The organism is Streptomyces sp. NPDC017095 (assembly GCF_044332325.1).
Taxonomy (GTDB): Bacteria; Actinomycetota; Actinomycetes; order Streptomycetales; family Streptomycetaceae; genus Streptomyces.
Window position 1 is genome coordinate 290,107 of the sequence record NZ_JBIROU010000005.1, and the last position, 19,354, is coordinate 309,460.

Sequence of the window (19,354 nt, forward strand, 5' to 3'; positions counted from 1 at the left end):
TGTCTCATGGGCCGTACGACGTCGTGTCCGTTGCCGCTGGACCCGTGTGCGGTCGCCCTGCTGCGGGGCGGTGACCGCGCCGCGGTGACCGTCGCCGTGCTCGCGCTGCACCTGCGCGGCGCGGTGGAGGCGGGCCGGCCGGGCACGTTGCGCAAGACGGCGACGGGCGGTGCCGCTCCGCTCGGGCATCCGCTGGAGAAGGCGGTCCGCACCGGCCTCTACCGGCCCGCCGGCCCGGGGGAACTGCCCGGCCGGGCGGTGGTGCGGCGGGCCCTGGTCCGGATGCGGGCCGAGCTGGCCGTACGGGGTCTGCTGCGGACGCTGCCGCCCCGCCGCACCCGCGCGGCCCGCCGCGCACTGGCCGGGCTGCGCGCGTGCCGGCCGCTGCCCACGGGTCCCGGCGGCCTGTCGGAGGCGGAGACGCTGCTCGCGGTCGCGCTGTACGGCGAGCGGGCGCTGACCGTTCTCGTGCCGTGCTTCGCCCGCCGGGCCGGGCTCACCGGCCGGGGCGGGCTCGCGGACGGGGGCCGCGTCCCGTTCGGCCGTGGCGACGACCACCGTCTGCTCTCCAGTTACGCGCACGACGAGGACGACGACGGCGCGGACTACCTGGCGGGCCCGGCCGGCTGGGACGCCGGCGACCGTGCGGCCGGGAGCGGCGGCCACGACCACGGGGGCGGGTACGGCGGTCACGACCACGGGGGCGGATACGGAGGCGGCGGGTTCGACTGAGGGGGCCGGCCCGCACGGGCGTGGCGAAGGGGCGGCCCCTCCCCCCGGGCGGGCCGCCCCTGGCTGTGCCGGGTGGTCCGGAACCGTGCCGGACCACCCGGCCGGGTCAGACCTTCAGCGGCTTGATCGAGGTCGGCGCGTGGCCGGGCTCGGTGGCCAGGTCCTCGAACTCGGAGATGTCGCTGATGTCCATGGTGCGGCTCATGGAGATGTTGGTGATCCGCTCCAGGATCGCCTCGACGACGACCGGCACCCGGTACTCCGCGGCCAGCTTCTTCGCCTGCTCGAAGGCGGCGCCGAGCTGGTCCGGCTCGGTGACCCGGATGGCCTTGCAGCCCAGGCCCTCGGCGACCTTGACGTGGTCCACGCCGTAGACGCCGATCTCCGGAGTGTTGATGTTCTCGAACTCCAGATTGACCTGGAAGTTGATGTCCAGGCCGATCTGCGCCTGGCGGATCAGGCCCAGGTAGGCGTTGTTCACCAGCACGTGGACGTAGGGGATGCGGTGCTGGGCGGCGACCGCGAGTTCCTCGATGAGGAACTGGAAGTCGTAGTCGCCGGAGAGCGCGACGACCGGGGAGTCCGGGTCGGCCTTGGCGACGCCGATCGCGGCAGGGATGGTCCAGCCGAGCGGGCCGGCCTGGCCGCAGTTGATCCAGTGGCGCGGCTTGTAGACGTGCAGCATCTGCGCGCCGGCGATCTGGGAGAGGCCGATCGTGGTGACGTAGCGCGTCTCGGGGCCGAAGGCCTTGTTCATCTCCTCGTACACGCGCTGCGGCTTCATCGGCACGTCGTCGAAGTGCGTACGGCGCAGCAGGGTGGCCTTGCGCTCCTGGGTGGCGGACACCCAGGCGCCGCGGTCGGGCAGCCGGCCCGCGGCCTTGAGTTCCCTGGCCACCTCGATGAACAGCTCCAGGGCGGCCTTCGCGTCGGAGACGACACCGTAGTCCGGCGGGAAGATCTTGCCGATCTGGGTGGGCTCGATGTCGACGTGGACGAACGTGCGGCCCTCGCGGTAGACGTCCAGCTTGTAGCCGGTGTGGCGGTTGGCCCAGCGGTTGCCGATGCCGAGGACGAAGTCGGACTCCAGGAAGTTGGCGTTGCCGTACCGGTGCGAGGTCTGCACGCCGACCATGCCGGCGTTCAGCTCGTGGTCGTCGGGCAGCGCGCCCCAGCCCATCAGCGTCGGGACGACCGGGGTCTGGGTCAGCTCGGCGAACTCCACCAGCAGGCCGGCCGCGTCGGCGCCGATGACGCCGCCGCCGGCGACGATGACCGGGCGCTCGGAGGCGAGCAGGAAGGTGAGGGCCTTCTCGATCTGGGCGCGGGTCGCGGTGGGCTTGTAGACCGGCAGCGGCTCGTAGGTCTCCGGGTCGAACTCGATCTCGGTGAGCTGGACGTCGATCGGCAGGTCGATCAGGACCGGGCCGGGACGGCCGGAGCGCATCAGGTGGAAGGCCTGCTGGAAGACGCCGGGGACCTGGGCGGCCTCCAGCACGGTGACCGCCATCTTCGTGACCGGCTTGGCGATCGAGGCGATGTCGACGGCCTGGAAGTCCTCCTTGTGGATGACGTGCGTCGGCGCCTGGCCCGTGATGCACAGGATCGGGACCGAGTCGCCGATGGCGGAGTACAGGCCGGTGATCATGTCGGTGCCGGCCGGACCCGAGGTGCCGATGCAGACACCGATGTTGCCCGGCTTGGTACGGGTGTAGCCCTCGGCCATGTGGGAGGCGCCCTCGACATGGCGGGCCAGGGTGTGGTGGATGCCGCCGCCCTCCTGGAGGGCCTTGTAGAACGGGTTGATCGCCGCGCCCGGCACGCCGAAGGCGTCGGCGACGCCCTCGCGCTTGAGGATCTCAACTGCCGCACGGGCAGCGGTCATACGAGCCATCGAGTACTCCTGCTTCGGCCTCTCGGAGGGGGTACTCCCGTCGCGCCCCGCGGTGAGCACTTCTCCCGGATCACTCTCCGCGACCTTTTCCGTATCGCGGAACTGAACTTCTGCTATCTGGAAGCAATGTAGGGGGGCGGGCGGAGACCGTCAAGAGCGGGCGGACGCGGACGGGCCCCGGGGAGCGCGTCGCTCGCCCGGGGCCCGTACGGGAGCAGGAGGTGTCAGGCGCCGTAGGTCTCCCGCAGTTCCACCTTGCGCACCTTCCCGGAGACCGTCATCGGGAAGGAGTCCAGCAGCCGGAGCCGGCTGGGGATCTTGTAGTGCGCGAGCCGGCCGGCGCAGAAGGCCCGCAGCTCCTCCAGGGTGGGCGGCCGCGCGGGGTCGCTCGGGATGACGCAGGCGAGCACCTCCTCGCCGTACCGCTCGTGCGGCACCCCGACGACCTGGACGTCCCGGACCGCCGGGTGGGCGTGCAGGAACTCCTCGATCTCGCGCGGGTAGACGTTCTCGCCGCCCCGGATGATCATGTCCTTGATCCGGCCGGCGATCTCCACGTACCCGTCCTCGCGCATCACCGCCAGGTCCCCGGTGTGCATCCAGCGGCCCGCGTCGACCGCCTCGGCGGTCTTGTCCGGCTCGTTCCAGTAGCCGAGCATCACGCTGTAGCCCCGCGTGCACAGCTCCCCCGCCGTGCCGCGCGGCACCGTGATCCCGGTGGCCGGATCGACGATCTTCACCTCCAGGTGGGGCAGGACCCGGCCGACGGTGGCGGTGCGGTGCTCCAGGTCGTCCTCGATCCGCGTCTGCAAGGACACCGGTGACGTCTCCGTCATGCCGTAGCAGATGGAGACCTGCTCCATGTGCATCTCGGCGACGACCCGCTTCATCACCTCCACCGGGCAGGGCGAGCCCGCCATGATGCCGGTGCGCAGGGAGGACAGGTCGTAGTCGGCGAAGTCCGGGAGGTTCAGCTCCGCGATGAACATGGTCGGCACGCCGTACAGGGACGTGCACCGCTCCCGCTGGACCGCCGCCAGGGTGGCCGCCGGGTCGAAGGAGGGCGCCGGGATGACGATGCAGGCGCCGTGGGAGGTGGCGGCCAGATTGCCCATGACCATGCCGAAGCAGTGGTAGAACGGGACGGGCAGACAGATCCTGTCCTGCTCGGTGTAGGCGATCGACTCCCCCACGAAGTAACCGTTGTTGAGGATGTTGTGGTGGGAGAGGGTGGCGCCCTTGGGGAAGCCCGTCGTGCCCGAGGTGTACTGGATGTTGACGGGGTCGTCGCAGGACAGCTTCGGGAACACGGCGTCGCCGGTCCCGCGCCCGAGCAGCGCCTCCCAGCCCGGGTCGCCGAAGTAGACGATCTCCCGCAACTCAGGGCACCCGCCCCGCACTTCCTCGGCCATCGCGCGGTAGTCGCTCGACTTGTGGCGCAGCGAGGCGAAGAGGAAGCGGACGCCGGCCTGCCGCAGGACGTAGCCGACCTCGTGGGTGCGGTAGGCCGGGTTGATGTTCACCATGACGGCGCCGATGCGCGCGGTGGCGTACTGGACGAGCACCCACTCGGGGCAGTTGACCGCCCAGATGCCCACCCGGTCGCCCTTGGCGACACCGCTCGCCAGCAGGGCGCGCGCCAGCCGGTCGACGTCGGCGGCGAACGCGGCGTACGTCCAGCGCCGGCCCGAGTCCACGTCGACCAGCACCTCGCGGTCCGGCCAGGCGGCGACGGCCCGGTCCAGGCTGGCGCCGATGGTGTCGCCGAGCAGCGCGGTGGTGCCCGTCCCGTGGGCGTACGAGGGCTGCGCGGTCACCGGAAGTCCTCCTCGCGGTACTCGTCCGGCGAGCCGGCGGCCGTGGCCTCGCGCAGCTCGATCCGGCGGATCTTGCCGGACACGGTCTTGGGCAGGGCCGCGAACTCCAGCCGGCGGATGCGCTTGTACGGGGCGAGCACCGCGCGGGAGTGCTCGAAGAGGGCCTTCGCGGTGCCGGGTCCGGGCTCCCAGCCCTCGGCGAGCACGACGTACGCCTTGGGCACGGCGAGCCGCAGCGGGTCCGGGGCGGGCACGACGGCCGCCTCGGCCACCGCCTCGTGCTCCAGCAGCGCGCTCTCCAGCTCGAACGGGCTCACCTTGTAGTCCGAGGCCTTGAACACGTCGTCGCTGCGCCCGATGTAGGTGAGGTAGCCGTCCTCGTCCCTGGTCGCGATGTCGCCCGTGCGGTAGTAACCGCCCGCCATGGCCTGCGCCGTGCGGTCCGGGTCGCCGTGGTAGCCGGTCATCAGGCCGACCGGGCGCTCGGCCAGGTCGAGGGCGATCTCCCCCTCGGTGACGCCCGGCGCGCCGGAGACCGGGTCGAGGAGTTCCACCCGGAAGCCGGGGCTGGGGCGGCCCATGGAGCCGGTCTTCAGCGGCTGGCCGGGGCTGTTGGAGACCTGCACGGCGGTCTCGGTCTGGCCGAAGCCGTCCCGGACGGTGACACCCCAGGCCTGCCGGACCCGTTCGATGACCTCGGGGTTGAGCGGTTCGCCGGCGGCCACGGCCTCGCGGGGCGGGTTCTGGAGCCGGCCGAGGTCGGCCTGGATGAGCATCCGCCACACCGTCGGCGGGGCGCAGAAGGTGGTGACGCCGGCGCGGTCCATCTCGGCCATCAGCCGGACGGCGTCGAAGCGGGTGTAGTTGAACAGGAAGACGGTCGCCTCGGCGTTCCACGGGGCGAACAGGTTGGACCAGGCGTGCTTGGCCCAGCCGGGCGAGGAGATGTTCAGGTGCACGTCGCCGGGGGTGAGACCGATCCAGTACATGGTGGCCAGATGGCCGATCGGGTACGAGGTGTGGGTGTGCTCCACCAGCTTGGGGCGGGCCGTCGTCCCGGAGGTGAAGTAGAGCAGCAGCGGGTCGTCGGCCAGGGTCGGTCCGTCCGGGACGAAGTCGGCGGGGGCCGCGTAGGCGTCCTCGTACGGCTCCCAGCCCTCCTCGGGCAGGCCGCCGACGCAGGTCCGGGTGTAGGTGCCGGGCACCTCGGCGAACTTGGCGGCGTCCTGGGCCCGGGCGACGACGTGCTTCACCCGGCCCCGCTCCACCCGGTCGGCGAGGTCGGCCGGGCCGAGCAGCGGGGTGGCCGGGATGACGACCGCGCGCAGCTTCATCGCGGCCAGCGCGGTCTCCCACAGCTCGGCCTGGTTGCCGAGCATGACCAGGATCCGGTCCTCGGGTCCGACGCCGCGTTCGCGCAGCCACCGCGCCACCCGGTTGGAGCGTTCGGACAGCTCCGCGAACGACAGCCGGGTCTCCGAGCCGTCCTCCTCGACGATGTGCAGCGCGGTGCGGTCGTTGCCGGCGGCGATCACGTCGAACCAGTCCAGCGCCCAGTTGAAGTGCCCGGGCCGCGGCCAGCGGAAGCCCGCGCTGGCGGTGGCGTAGTCCTCGCGGTGGGCCAGCAGGAAGTCCCGGGCGGTGCGGAACGTCTCGGTCGCCGTCATCCATGTCCTCCACGCGTGTGTCTCTGGGCTCGTCCGGGTTTGCCGGGGTCCGTGTGCTCGGTCCCGCCGGGCGCTCCGCGCCGGAACCGGACCATTGCCGGGCGGCTCTCTGGCATCGTCTAATCCGTGATGCAGGTCTCACTACCCCCTAACGGGGGTGTGGACGACCGGAGGGACGGACGAGGTGACGGCAGACGCGGCGGAGGCGGTGGAGATCGGCGGCGCACTGGCCCGGCTGCGGCGCGCGACAGGGCTGCCCGTCGCCTTCGGCGGCCTGGTGGAGCCCGGCCGGCCGCGGGTGCGCATCAGCGAGCTGAGCGGCACGACCACGGCCGCGCTGCGCTCGCTCGCGGTGACCGCCGGCAGCGGGCTGGGCGGCAAGGCGGTGGCGCTGGGCCGGCCGTGCGCGGTGACCGACTACTCCAGCTCCCGGCAGATCAGCCACGAGTACGACGTACCGGTGGCCGCCGAGGGCATCCGCGCGGTGCTCGCGGTGCCGGTGGTGGTGCGGCGCCGGGTGCGCGGAGTGCTGTACGGCGCGCTGCGCTCGGCCGAGCCGCTCGGCGACCGCGTGCTGGGCGCGGCGGTGGCGGCGGCGCGGGACGTGGAACAGGCGCTGGTGGTGCGCGACGAGGGGCGGCGGCTGCTGGCGGCGGCCGGTCCGCAGCCGCCGGACAGCGGCCGGGGTGCCGCGTGGGAGCAGGTGCGGGAGGCGCACGCGGCGCTGCGGGCGCTGGCGCCGCGGATCGCCGACCCTGCGCTGCGGGGCGAACTGCTGGCGGCGTGCGGGCTGCTGACCACGCCGCCGCGAGCCGGGGGCGTGACCCTGGCGCCACGCGAGCTTGACGTGCTGTCCTGGGTGGCGGCCGGGGCCACCAACGCGGCGGTGGCCGAGCGGCTGGGCATCGGCCCGGAGACGGTCAAGGGCTATCTGCGTGCGGCGATGCGGAAGCTGGGCGCGCGCACCCGAGGGGAGGCGGTGACCGCGGCCCGCAGGGCGGGCCTGCTGCCGTGACGCGAAGGCGGTGGGAAACCTGTGCATTCCTCCGGTGTCGCTGTGAATTTCCCTCTGGTTTGACTGTTTGTTATTTCCCTCACCACGGCTTCCGTCCGAATTTCGAGGATCGTTGCCTAGAATTTGGCCCGGACACGACACAGGAGGGGAGCGGTGACCGTGCGACGGGACTTCCAGGAGCCTGCCAGCTGCCGCCCCGACCTGGTCATCGGCCGCGAGGAGTTGTTCGCCGGCGCCCGTGAGCAACTCGCCACCGGCGGCAGTGTGCTGCTCCACGGACCGGCCGGAATAGGGAAATCCACCGTCCTGCGGGCATTGGCCGAGGAATACGCCCCCACCGCGCGCACCGTCTTGCGCTGCTCGGCGACCGAGTCCGAATCCCACCTTCCGTTCCTCGCCCTCGCCGACCTCCTCGGCCTGGTCCTCGACGAGGTCGCGCCCCGGCTGCCCGCCGCCCAGCGCACCGCCCTGGAGTCGGCGCTCACCGGCCGCGGCGAGTCCAGCCTCCAGCGCGACGGCCTCGCACTGCGCCTGGCGGTGCTCTCCGCGCTGCGCGCGCTCGCCGCGCACGGCACGGTCCTGGTCGTCGCCGACGACCTCCAGTGGCTGGATCCGGCCAGCGCCGAACTCCTCGGCTTCGCCGCCCGGCGCCTGGAGGGCACCCCGGTGCAACTGCTGTGCGCGGTGCGCACGGAGGGCCCGCAGAGCCAGGAGTACGACCGTCAGCTGCGGGCCTGTCCGCCGGGCACCCGCGCGATCCGGCTCGGCCCGCTCTCCCGCGCCCAGGTCGCCCAGTTGCTCGGCCACCGCGGCCACGGCGGCCTGCCCCGCTCCACCGTCCGCGAGATCCACCGCACCAGCGGCGGCAACCCGCTGTTCGCGCTGGAGCTGGGCCGCGCCCTCGCCGACAGCCCCACCCCGCCCCGGCCCGGCGAGCCGCTGCCCGTGCCGACCTCGCTGCGCGCCCTGGTCCTCAGCCGGCTGGACATGCTCTCGGTGGAGGCCCGGCGCACCCTGCTGGTGGCCAGCGCCGGCGCCCGCCCCACCCCGGCGCTGCTGCACGCGGCCGGCCGGGAGAACGCCGAGGCCGAGTGCGCCCAGGCCGCCGAACTCGGGCTGCTGGCCACCGAGCCCGACGCCCCGGCCGTACGGTTCGCGCATCCGCTGATCTCGGCCGCGCTGTACGCGGAGGCGCCCGCGCACGAACGCCGGGCCGCGCACGCGGCGCTGTCCACCGCCGCCTCCGACCCGATAGAACGGGCCCGGCACCTGGCCCTCGCCACCACCGGCACCGACGCGGAGGTGGCCGCCCGGCTGGCCGAGGCCGCGACGCTCGCCCGGGACCGCGGAGCGCCCTCGGTCGCCGCCCAGCTCGGCCTGCTCGCCGCCCGGCGCACCCCGGCCGGCGGCGGCCCGAGCCCCCAGGAGCGCCGGCTCGCCGCCGCCGAGGACGCGATCACCGCGGGCGAGGTCGACCTCGCCCGGGACATCGCCCGGGAGGTGCTCGGCCGGGCCACCGTGCCCGCCGACCGGGTGCGGGCCTGGATCATCGTGATCGACACCGCCGGCCACACCATGGCCGAGGTCGACGCCGTCTTCCCGCAGGCCCTCGCCGACGCCGGCGACGACCCGCGGCTGCTCGCCTTGGTCCACTACCAGCTGGCCTGGCGGGCGCTGATCGTGGAGGGCGACTTCACCGAGGCCCGGCAGGCCGCCGCGCACGCCGCCGAGCTGGCCGCGTGCGGCAAGGACCGGCGCACCGAGCTGCTCGCCCTCGCCTTCCAGGCGCAGACCGAGACCCTGATGGGCCATCCGGAGGCACCCCGCACCATCAAGCGGGCCCTGCAAGAGCCCCAGGACCCCCGGGTGGCCTGGCACCACAACGGCGCGGGCAGCGCCCGGTTCCGCTGGCTGGTCATGGGCGACCAGCTCGCCGAGGCCCGGGCCACGGTCACCGCGCTGCTGCGCGAGGTCCGCCGGCGCGGCTCGGTGGAGAGCGAGGTGCACTTCCTGCGCGGGCTCGCCGAGACCGAGCTGCGCGCCGGACACTGCGGGCGTGCCCTGGACCTGGCCCGCGACAGCCTGCGGCTCGCCCGGGACTCGGGCATCGGCGAGACCGCCTCGGCGATGCTCACCTCGCTCGCGGAGGCCTCCGGCGGCGATGTCGAACGGGCGCTGGCACTCGCCCGGGAGGCCGTGCAGCACGCCGAGGAGGACGGCGACCAGATGTACCTCTCCCGGGCCCTGGGCGCGCTCGGGTACGCCCAGCTGGTGGCCGGGGACCCGGCGGGCACGGTGCGCTCGCTGCGCCGGGTGCGCAGCCTGGAGCTGGGGCTCGGCATCACCGACCCGGCCCGCGGCCGCTGGCAGGGCGACCTCGCCGAGGCGCTGGTCGCGACCGGTGAGACGGCCGAGGCGCAGGACGTCGTCGACGCCGGCCGGGAGCACGCGCTGCGGCTCGGCCGGGAGAGCGTCCTCGCCGTGCTGGACCGGTCGGAGGCGCTGGTGCGCGCCGCCCGGGGCGACCTGGAGGCCGCCGTCGCCCAGTTGACGTCCGCTCAGGACCGGCTCGGCAAGCTGGGCTACGGCCTGGAGGAGGCGCGGGCCGCGTTCGCCCTGGCCCGGCTGCCCGGCCCGCACCCCGGTCCGGCGGCGTTCGACGAGGCCACCCGGATGTTCCGGCGCTGCCGGGCGCTGCCCTGGCTGCGCCAGGTGGACGAAGTCCTCACCGCGCCCGGACCGGAACCGGCACCGGCCACACCGCAGGCACCGGCCGGGCTGGACGCGCTGGCCGCGATGGAGCGTCAGGTCGCCGCGCTGGTCATGGAGGGCGCCACCAACCGGGAGATCGCGGGCCGGCTGTTCATCAGCGTGAAGACGGTGGAGGCGACCCTGACCCGGGTCTACCGCAAGCTGGGCATCCGCTCGCGCGTCGACATCGTCCGATTGGCGGCGGCTCGGCGGGCGCGCTGAGCGCCGCGCTAGTTAACTGAACCGGACCGAGGGTTTTCCCTCACCAGGCCCCCTAGGGGGTTCCCTCATTGGGAGCCGTGGGTTCCGGGTCCTAGCGTAAAGGGCGTGCCGCTCGCCCGGGCACACGGGGTCGGTCCCTCCCCCACTCGACCGCCTCGACCAGGAGGAGCCCCCGACCCGACACCGACACCCGCGCGACCCCCCACCGGTGCAACCCCCACTGAGGAGACTCATGTCCGGGCCCAGACCTGCCAGAAAGACCGCCGCGACCCTGGTGGCCGCCGCCGCGGCGGCGACCGCGCTGCTCGCCTCCCCCACGGCGAGCGCCGCGCCCCAGCCCGTCGTCGGCGGTACGACCACCACGACGACCGCGTACCCGTTCATGATGCAGATCACGGACGCGTCCCAGAACCAGTTCTGCGGCGGCACCCTGGTGGCACCGACAAAGGTCGTGACGGCCGCGCACTGTATGGTCGGCGAGACCACGGGCAGCGTCCGCGTGGTCGGCGGCCGGACCTACCTCAACGGCACCAACGGCACGGTGAGCCGGGTCGGCAGGATCTGGATCAACCCGGAGTACACGGACGCCACCAACGGCGACGACGTGGCCGTGCTGACCCTGTCGACGTCGATGCCGTACACCCCGGCGCCGTACGTCTCCTCCTCCCAGACGGGCGTGTACGCGGCCGGCACCACGGCCCGGATCCTCGGCTGGGGCACCACCTCGGAGAACGGCAGCTCCTCCAACCAGCTGCGGACCGCGACCGTCCCGGTCGTGTCCGACTCCGGCTGCCGTTCCTCCTACGGTTCGGACTTCGTCCAGTCCGACATGGTCTGCGCCGGATACACATCCGGCGGCGTGGACACCTGCCAGGGCGACAGCGGCGGTCCCCTGCTTGTCGGGGGCGTCCTGGCAGGGATCACTTCCTGGGGCGAGGGGTGCGCGGAGGCGGGCTACCCGGGTGTCTACACCCGGCTGGCCACCTTCTCGGACCTGGTGACCGCACAGGTCAACTCGTGACCCGGAAGACGTCCCGAGTATCCCTCGGGTGACTGCCGGGGGGCGTTGCGGGCCACCACGAGCGGCCCGCAACGCCCCCTCTCCAGCGTCCGGCTCCGGTCAGGCCGTGCGGTCGCACACGGACGGCAGCCAGGTCAGGCCCCGGGTGGCGGCGAGGGTGTCGAGGGAGCGCAGCAGGCCCTCCAGGCGGTCCGGATCGGCGAGGAACTCGATGGCCGCCTCGGCGAACGCGTCGCGTACCGCCGGCGGCATGGCGTCGGAGGCGTCGAAGCAGTGCGCCGTCCCCCCGTCCCACAGGGCGGTTTCGAGGGAGCGGTGCCACGCGGAGCCGTCGGCGCCGGGCCGTACACCGGTGTGCACGGAGAAGCCGGACTCCCCGGCGGTCCAGGCCCGCTGGGTGCCGGCGGCGGCCAGGTAGCGGATCAGCTCGCGTGCCTGCGGGGTGTCGTGCAGCAGGGCGACGAGGTCGCCGGAGACCTCGAAGGCGTGGGCGGTCTTCGCTCCGAACAGCAGTCGCGCGGAGGGCTCGTAGCGGCCGTCGGCGTGCTTCCAGGCGGGCCGGGTGCGGATGAAGGACGCCTGGTGTTCCAGTGTGCAGCCGCGCGGGGTCGCCCGGACGGGTTCGGACGCGGTGCCGTACGGGGTTTTCAGGGCCCGCCGGACGAGGTCCCGGTCGCCGCCCGCGCCGACCAGGCGGCGCCAGGTCTGCCACGCCTTCTCGACCTGCTTCGAGTGCCAGGGCAGTTTGCCGCGCGCCCACTTCTCGTACACGGCCGGGCCCTCGCGCTGGAGCAGGATGTCCTCGATCCAGTCGGTGCCGGGCCAGCCGCTGGTGGCACCGGAACCCATGCCGAGGCACCACTCGGCGGGCTGGTGCACGGCCCGCCGGCGGTCCTGCGCGCGGACGTCGGCCGGGTACCAGACGATGCTCTTCACGTCGGCCTTGAGCGGGAACCAGTACACGTGCCCGTCGTCCAGCGTCGTCGTCCAGGACGGCGCGAAGTCCGCGCTCCGCACGAGCCCTTCGAGCGGGACGAGGTGCTTCTGTCCGGCGTACTGGGCGAGTTCGCCCGGGCCGGTGAGCACCACCACGTCGGGTGGTGTGCCCGCCTCGACGTCGGCGGCGAGGACCTGGCTCTCGGCGTTGCTGCCCTGGTAGTCGACGTGGACGCCGTGCTCGCGCTCGAACGGCTCGATGACCGCCGTACGGAATCTCCGCGCGTCCCCGCCGGTCCAGTTGGCCAGCAGGGTGACGGTCGGCTCGTGCGCGAGGACGCGCGCGCTCACCACGACGGCCGCCGCCAGGACGGCCAGGCAGCTCGCCACCACGGTGACGGTACAGGCCAGTCGGCGGGCGGGATGGGTGCCGGGGGCGGCGGTCGCGGGGCCGCCGGGGCGCGCGCTCACCGGGGCGTGAACCGGTAGTCGTTGATGTGCCGTCGCAGGGCCGTGTCGGCCAGTGCCATGAGCAGGACGCCTCCTATCAGGATCCACCCCGCCGCCGCCGCGCGGAAGCCGGAGCCGGCCAGGTACGAGGCGGTGCGCCGCCCCGCCTCGGGAATGAGCGGCCCGGGCAGCGGCACCGGGCGGGCGAGCAGGGTACGGGTGTCGGCCATGCCGCGCTGGGTCCACACGGTGAACAGCACGGCGGCGGCGACCCCGGCGAGTGCCAGCAGGGCGGCCGCGACGAGCCGGCGGTTGTAGCGGCGCCGGAAGCGGTGGCGCAGGAAGAGCTGGGTCTCGGTGAGCGCCGCGGTGAGGGCGAGGGCGAGCAGCACGGTCACGCTCCAGGCGAGCCACAGCAGCGGGCCGAAGGAGGTCTGCCGCCGCACGGTGTCCCGCTGCCGCTGCTGGAGATCCGTGAGCCGGTCCCGTATGCCGAAGCCCTTCTCCGTCATGATGCCGGTGGCATAGCTGCGGTACGCCTCCCGCAGCACGCTGCCCTTCGGCTGGAGCTGGGACTGCTGGACCTTGACGGCGTAGACGGTGATCAGACCGGTGACCGTCTGCAGGGCCTGCCGGCCCGCCGGCCCGCCGAGGTCGTCGTCGGCCGCCGCGGCCGCCAGGCTCTGCGCGGCGACCGAGATCTGCTTCTGGAAGTCGCTGGTCGGGACGGGCGCGGCGGCGTCCTGCTCGGCCTCGGCGAGCGCGTACAGCGCGGTGTCGAGGGAGAGCAGGGCCGGGGCGCTGGAGGTGCGCAGCGGGTTCGCGTCGCCGTGCACGCCCTCGTACGACAGGAACAGCGACAGGGTGAGCAGGACGGACAGGGCGAGCAGCAGCCGGTGGCGGACGGCGAGGTCGCGGGCGGTGGTGCTGGCGCCCTCCGGCGGACGCGGACCGGCGCCGGGAAGCCGGTCGAGCAGCCGGGCGACGGCGCCGGCCCACCGGCCCGGCGGGCGGCCGTCGGACGCCCGGCGGCGGGCGTGCCGGGCCTGGGCGTACTCCGGGGAGGAGGAAGCCGGTGAGGAGGCGGGCGGGGAGGCCGGTGACGGGGGGCCGACGGGTAGGCCCGCGCCCGGAGCCGTGCCCGGGCCGCCGGTCCCCGGGCCGGAGGTCCTGCCCCGCCCCGCGTCCGGGCCGCCGCCGGTGCTCATGCCGGCGCTCCGTTCAGCGGGCGCCCGCAGTCGCCGCCGCAGTAGACGGAGTCGGCCGGGCCGAGCCAGGCGCAGTGCGGGCACTCGATCAGTCCGTCGGGCCGCACGGGCAGCGCGGGACCGGCGGCGTCCGGCGGACCGGCGGCGTCCGGCCCCGGCGGCCCGGCGGCGTGGGGGCCGGCGGGTAACGGGCCGCCGTGGTCACCGCCCGCCGGGGCGTCCGGGCCCTCCGGCGGGGTGGTCAGGGCGCTGGAGAGGATGAGGTGCTGCCAGTCGACGTCCTTGAGGCCGGAGCGGATCCGGCCGGTGCCCGGCGCGGCCTCGATCAGCCGCAGCGCGGCCAGCAGTGGGGCGTCGCCGAGCTCACCGGCCAGTGCGAGGGCGCGGGCGAGGGCGTGGTCCGCCGTGTCCCGGCCGTCCGCGCCGCGCAGCCAGGCCCGGTACGCCGCGGCGACGGCCGCGCTCGCCTGCTGGTACAGCTCGTGCCGGCGGACCCCGGGATGCCGCCGGGAGGCGTCGAGCGGATGGTCGGTCCAGCGCACCACGACGGGCCGGGGCCGGGGCAGCCGCACCGGGCGCCGGACGTCCGGTACGACGATCTCGACGGCGGCGAGCTGGAGTTCCTCGCCGCGCTCACGGCCGGTCGGGTCGGCGGTCAGGACCACCTGGAAGTGCCGTACCTCGTCGCCCCAGGCCCGGGTGACGTACTCGGCCGCGCGTCCGCCGGGACCGGCCGGGACGGGCTGGAGTTCCTGCTCGGTCGGCACCACCTGCTTGACCTGGCGGATCACCGTGCCGGGGGTGGTGGGGGTGAGCCGGATGCGCAGCTCGGGCACCGCCGTGCCGAGCAGGGTGGCGATCAGTTCCTCGTACGCGCCGGTCAGTTCGGACTCCACGCGGACGGCCCGGGCGCGGCCGTGCAGCCGCCGGGTGATGCCGAGCAGCAGCTCGGCGTCCCAGTCGTCGCCGATGCCCCAGGCGTCGCAGACGAACTGGCCCGCGCAGGCGTCGAGCACGGTGGCCAGCGGGCTGGAGGAGCGGTCGTCGTGCTCGTTGCGCCCGTCGGTGAGCAGCAGGACGTGCTTGACGGGGGCGGGCTGGTCCTTGAGCAGCCGCCGGGCGAGGTCGAGCCAGGCGCCGATGGCGGTGCCGCCGTCCGCGTCCAGGATGCGGACGGCGCGTTCGGCGGCCTCGCGTTCGCCGGGGCCGGCGGTGGCGAGCACCTGCCGCCCGGGTCCGGGGTGGACCACGGTGGCGTCGAACTGCCCGGACAGGACGGCGAAGGCGGTGCCGTCGGGCAGCATCCGGACCGCGGCGACGGTGGCGTCCTTGGCCGCGTGCAGTTTCGCCGCCGGGTGGAGCATCGAGCGGGAGGTGTCGAGGACCAGCACCTCGGCGAGGGCGGGTCCGGTGCCGGGGGCGGGCGCCCCGGTGCGCTCCGGGCAGCGCACCCCGATCTCCAGGATGGCGTGCATCTCCCGTCCGGGATGCCGGCCGGTGCCGTCCGGCCCGACGGGCAGCTCCTTGTGCTGGCCGACCTCCAGGGTCACCTCGGTCTGCTCGGCCACGGTCATCGCTGCTTCTCCCCCGGAGCTGGTGGGTGGGTCAGAAGGTGGTCATCGGGCGGACGGCGTGGGCCAGGTCGAGCAGCCGGCCGTGTTCCCGGGCGGTGGTGGCCTGGGCGGCCAGTTGCCGGAAGGAGCGTTCCAGGCGGGTGCGCAGGCTCTCCTCGTCCCCGGTGCCCAGCAGGTCCCCGGCCGGGAAGTCCGGCCCCCAGCCCGCCGCCGGCCGGCTGTGCAGGGCGTTCTCGCGGACCTCGGCGACCAGCCGGGCCCGGGACTCGCCGTCCGCCGCGCCGCCGTCCAGGCGCAGTCCGGGCAGCCGCCGGGCGGCGTCCCGCAGACCGGCCGGGGTGGGCGGGCCGCCGTGCAGGATGCCGGCCCGGACCCGGACGGCGGCGATGCGGGCGGCGTCGTGGTGCCGGGAGGTGGCGGGCACCTCGTCCAGGACGTGTACGGCGGCGTCCCGGTCGCCGCGGACCAGGTGGCCGCGGGCCAGGCCGAAGGCGGCGGCGGTGTGCGCGAAGTCCCGTTTCCAGACGGCCTCGTAGTACCGCATGGCCCGGTCCGGGCGGTCGGCGCCGGTGTGTTCGGCGCAGTAGCCGAGGGCCAGCTTGGGCACGTACTCGCCGGGCAGGGCCTGGTAGACGGCGTCGAAGCGGGCGCCGGCCGGCTCCACCTCGCCCTTGCTCAGGTGCAGCACGCCGTGGTGCCAGGCGATGCGCCAGTCGTGGGCGGCGGCGCGTTCGCCGAGCTGGGTCTCGGCCTCGGCGAGCCAGCTATCCGCCGCCCGCTGCTCGCCCTTGCGCAGATAGGCGCGGCACAGCCAGAGCGCGGTCTCGGGCGTGCCGAGGCGGGATTCGCGGGGCCACTGCCGGGCGACCCGGTCGGGGGCGTCGGGCGGGAAGGAGTCCAGCAGCAGGGCGGCGCCGTCCTCGGGGTCGGGGACCGGTTCGGGCAGGGCGCCGGCCACCTCGGCGGCGGCGGGCGGGGAGACGTCCAGGCCGGCCGGGCGGTCGCCGGGGCGGCCGGTCCAGTGGGCGAGGGCGGGGATCGCGCCGAGTCCGGCGTCGAGGCTGGCGCCGGACGCGCGGAACCGGGTGGAGCTCTGCGGCAGTTGCTCGCCGAACCGCAGCGCGCGGAACTCGCGCAGCACCTCCCAGAGCTGGCGGGACATCTCGGCGGCCGAGCGGAACCGGGCCCGGGGCTCGGTGTGGGTGGCGCGGGCGACGAGCCGGCGGAAGGAGTCGGAGGCGAGGCCGCGGGCGCGTTCGGTCTCGCGGGCGAGGGCCTGGAGGGTCAGGCCGACGGTGTACAGGTCGCTGTCGACGTGCCAGCCGCGCCGGTCGATCTCCTCCTTGGGCGGGGCGAAGCCGGGCGTGTAGACGTAGGCGGAGGAGCGGTCGCCGACGGCGCGGACCGCGCCGAGGTCGACGATCTTGACGGTGCGGCCGAAGTGGATGACGTTGGCGGGCTTCATGTCGCAGTAGAGCAGGCCGCGTTCGTGCATGTACTGGAGGGCGCCGAGGATCTTGCAGCCGTAGGTCAGGACGTGGTCGAGGCGGGGCCTGCCGTGGAAGACGCGGTCGGTGTCGTCGGCGTCCACGAGCTGTTGCAGGGAGCGTCCGCCGATGTAGTCCATGACCAGGTAGCCGGTGGGCGGGCCGCCGGCGGCGCCGTGTTCGGCGTAGGTGACGAGCCGGACGATGTCGGGGTGGTGCAGGTCGGTGAGGGAGCGGCGCTCCTCCACGGCGGTGTGGCGGGCGAGCGCGTCGTGGACGTCGATCAGACCCTTGAGGACGACCCGGTGGCCGTCGGCGCGGGTGTCCTCGGCGAGGTAGATCCAGCCCTGTCCGCCGTGCGCGAGGCAGCCGAGCACCCGGTAGTGGCCGGCGACGACGTCGCCCGGGAAGAGCTGGGGCAGCAGCGAGTACGGCCGGCCGCAGCGCGGGCAGCGGCCGGTGGCGCGGGCGGGCTGGCCGCCGTAGCCGACGCCGATGGTCATGGTGCAGCCGGCGACGCCGCAGCGGCGGCCTCCGGTGGGCGGGCGCGGGTCCTCGACGAGGACGTCGTCGGGGACGGGGATGTCGGGCAAGACGACCAGGCCGTGCTGGTCGAGTTCGCCGATCCCGGCGACGGCGTGCACGGCGGCCGGGGCGGGCGGCTCCTCGGGGGTGCCGGCCGTGGGCCGGCGCGGCGGTCCGGTGCGCGCCGTGGTGCGCGGTGTGCCGTTGCGCGGTGCGGCGTGCCGGTGGCCGCAGGTGTCGCAGTAGCCGGTGGCCATGATGCGGCCCGCGCAGCCGGGCCGGACGCACGAGGTCATGACGCGCCCTCCTGTTCCGGTGCGGTGGCGGAGCAGAAGCCGACGAACCGTTCGACGGCGGCCTCGGCCCGCTCGATGTCGCACGGCGTCTGCCGCAGCAGCGACAGCGCCTCCTCGTACATCCGGTATGCCGACATGACCCGGTCGCCCTGGGCGGCGGCCCGCTGCCGGCACAGCGGCCATTCGGCGCCGACGCGGCCGAGGAGTTCCTCACGGCGGCGCAGCCGGGCGTCGAGCCGGCCGATGGCCCGCTCCAGCCGGTGCCGGCGCCGGGCGACGGCCTCCTCGAAGGTGAACAGCAGCCCGGCCCGGCCGGGTTGGTGCTCCTCGTCGGGGGCGTGGGCGACCCAGGCGCGCAGCATCCGGGTGCGGCGTACGGCGGCTTCGGCCTGGTCGGTCAGGAGCCGGTCGCCGGGGCCGGGCAGCACGCGGTCCCGCAGGGAGTCCAGCGCCGGCCCCGACTCGTCCACGAGCCGGTCGAGTTCGGCGTGCAGCCGGGTCCAGCGGTCGCGCAGCGGGCGGTGGACGAGGGCCTCGGCGGCCCGCTGCGCCGGCTCGCCGGGGTCGCGGAACGCCAGCAGCAGCCGGGCGTCCTTGCGGGCGAGCCGCTCCAGGACGCCGAGCAGGGCGTCGGGTTCGGCCGCCCGGTCGACGCCGACCAGTACGGCGGCGAGCGGCAGGCGCGGGGCGCCGAGCCGTTCGGGGCGGGGGTCGCCCCGGATGCCGAGGCGTTCGGCGATCCGGTCCATGACCTCCGCGGCGGTCAGCCCCTCGACGTCCAGGGCGACGTCGTGGGCGCCGGCGGGCGGCACGGTCTCGGGCGGGTCGTGGCTGACGGCGCTGGTGTTGCGGTGGGTGCGCAGTTCGCGGTCGGCGAGGGTGACGGCCCGGTGCAGGGTCCAGGCGCGGTCGCCGTGGCCGGGCACGACGGTGACGAGCACCGGCCAGCCCTCGCCGCGCAGCCAGCAGGCGAGTTCGGTGGCGAACGGCACGTCGAGCCGGCCGGCGCTGGCGCCGGTGCTGGTGCGCAGCCGCGGGTCGACGGCCTCGGCGCCGTCGGTCCAGGCGGCGACCTGCGGCAGATGGCTGAGGATGGTCTCGGTGGGGCTCATGTAGCTGAAGGCGGGACCCCGGTCGTCGACGCTGAGGACGATGCCGATGACCTGGTCGGTGGCGTGGTCCACGACGCCGCCGCCGCTGAAACCGGGGGCGGCCAGCTCGTCCGGGGTGAGCGGGCGCAACTGGACCTGGCTGTCCCGGCCGCGGGCGGCGACCAGGGTGGCGCCGTGCCAGCGTCCGGCGTCGTCGTCGTCCGGGAAGCCGTACATGCTGACGGGGCCGTGCGAGGCGGCCAGCCGGTAGAGCCGGGTGGTGTGCTCGGCGGGCAGGGGCTCGGCCAGGCGCAGCAGGGCGAGGTCGCCGCTGCGGTCGCCGAAGGTGTCCTCGCGCTGGGGCACGTGCTCCTCGGGGCGGACGGCGGCGGCCACGGGACGCAGACCGGGGACGCCGACGAGGCGGACGGTGTAGGGGCGGCCGGGCCGCACGACATGGCCGGCGGTCAGCACCCGCTGCGGCGCGAGGAGCACGCCCGCGCCGAGCACCCGGCCGCCCGGCGCCTCGATGCGCGCGATCCAGGCCGGTGTCCGTAAGCGCGAAGTGCCGACTCGCTCCCCCGTGCGCGTCATGGTCCCGAGGTTACTCGCCGCACCCGTCCGGTACTACCGGTGTGCACGGGAAGGTCGTATAGGACCGGAACCGG

General features: G+C 74.7%; 12 protein-coding genes. 4 read left to right on the forward strand and 8 right to left on the reverse strand.

Translation table 11 applies throughout. The features are described from left to right. Positions 1-6 precede the first annotated feature (6 nt). Complete coding sequence (locus ACH4OA_RS12695) at positions 7-732, forward strand: TIGR04222 domain-containing membrane protein (protein WP_397968919.1); 726 nt, start codon at positions 7-9, stop codon at positions 730-732. A 106-nt stretch (positions 733-838) separates the two neighbouring features. On the opposite strand, the gene gcl is transcribed toward ACH4OA_RS12695, so the two are convergent. The 3 genes from gcl to ACH4OA_RS12710 form a co-directional block, all read right to left on the reverse strand. After that, positions 839-2,626 carry a glyoxylate carboligase gene (gcl, locus tag ACH4OA_RS12700; RefSeq protein WP_397968921.1) on the reverse strand — a complete coding sequence of 596 codons (1,788 nt, stop codon included), beginning with the start codon at positions 2,624-2,626 and terminating at the stop codon, positions 839-841. Positions 2,627-2,850: 224 nt separating this feature from the next. Beyond that, positions 2,851-4,443: an AMP-binding protein gene (locus ACH4OA_RS12705; RefSeq protein WP_397968922.1), complete on the reverse strand. Its 1,593-nt coding sequence runs from the start codon at positions 4,441-4,443 to the stop codon at positions 2,851-2,853. Continuing rightward, positions 4,440-6,110 carry an AMP-binding protein gene (locus ACH4OA_RS12710; RefSeq protein WP_365883446.1) on the reverse strand — a complete coding sequence of 557 codons (1,671 nt, stop codon included), beginning with the start codon at positions 6,108-6,110 and terminating at the stop codon, positions 4,440-4,442. The genes ACH4OA_RS12705 and ACH4OA_RS12710 overlap by 4 nt, the downstream gene beginning before the upstream one ends. 184 nt (positions 6,111-6,294) lie before the next feature. On the opposite strand from ACH4OA_RS12710, the gene ACH4OA_RS12715 reads away from it, so the two are divergent. From ACH4OA_RS12715 to ACH4OA_RS12725, 3 genes are all read left to right on the forward strand, one after another. Next, the gene (locus ACH4OA_RS12715; protein ID WP_365941572.1) at positions 6,295-7,125 is read left to right on the forward strand and encodes a helix-turn-helix transcriptional regulator; all 831 of its coding nucleotides are present in this window, start codon (positions 6,295-6,297) and stop codon (positions 7,123-7,125) included. A 153-nt stretch (positions 7,126-7,278) separates the two neighbouring features. Continuing rightward, positions 7,279-10,098 carry an ATP-binding protein gene (locus tag ACH4OA_RS12720; RefSeq protein WP_397968924.1) on the forward strand — a complete coding sequence of 940 codons (2,820 nt, stop codon included), beginning with the start codon at positions 7,279-7,281 and terminating at the stop codon, positions 10,096-10,098. A gap of 232 nt (positions 10,099-10,330) precedes the next feature. Continuing rightward, on the forward strand, positions 10,331-11,119 hold the full coding sequence (locus ACH4OA_RS12725) for a S1 family peptidase (protein WP_397938923.1): 789 nt from the start codon (positions 10,331-10,333) through the stop codon (positions 11,117-11,119). Positions 11,120-11,218: 99 nt separating this feature from the next. On the opposite strand, the gene ACH4OA_RS12730 is transcribed toward ACH4OA_RS12725, so the two are convergent. Genes ACH4OA_RS12730 through ACH4OA_RS12750 form a run of 5 tightly spaced genes read right to left on the reverse strand, consistent with a single transcriptional unit; the run spans position 11,219 to position 19,280 of the window. Then, positions 11,219-12,526, reverse strand: a complete 1,308-nt coding sequence (locus tag ACH4OA_RS12730; protein WP_397968926.1) for an extracellular solute-binding protein — start codon at positions 12,524-12,526, stop codon at positions 11,219-11,221. Continuing rightward, a complete protein-coding gene (locus ACH4OA_RS12735; RefSeq protein WP_397968928.1) occupies positions 12,523-13,713 on the reverse strand; it encodes a hypothetical protein in 1,191 nt (396 codons plus the stop codon). Before ACH4OA_RS12735 ends, ACH4OA_RS12730 begins: the two co-directional genes overlap by 4 nt. Beyond that, on the reverse strand, positions 13,710-15,287 hold the full coding sequence (locus ACH4OA_RS12740; protein WP_397943760.1) for a VWA domain-containing protein: 1,578 nt from the start codon (positions 15,285-15,287) through the stop codon (positions 13,710-13,712). Before ACH4OA_RS12740 ends, ACH4OA_RS12735 begins: the two co-directional genes overlap by 4 nt. Positions 15,288-15,318: 31 nt before the next feature. Then, on the reverse strand, positions 15,319-17,595 hold the full coding sequence (locus tag ACH4OA_RS12745) for a tetratricopeptide repeat protein (RefSeq protein WP_397943758.1): 2,277 nt from the start codon (positions 17,593-17,595) through the stop codon (positions 15,319-15,321). Beyond that, on the reverse strand, positions 17,592-19,280 hold the full coding sequence (locus ACH4OA_RS12750; protein WP_397968930.1) for a trypsin-like peptidase domain-containing protein: 1,689 nt from the start codon (positions 19,278-19,280) through the stop codon (positions 17,592-17,594). The genes ACH4OA_RS12745 and ACH4OA_RS12750 overlap by 4 nt, the downstream gene beginning before the upstream one ends. Positions 19,281-19,354: the final 74 nt, after the last annotated feature.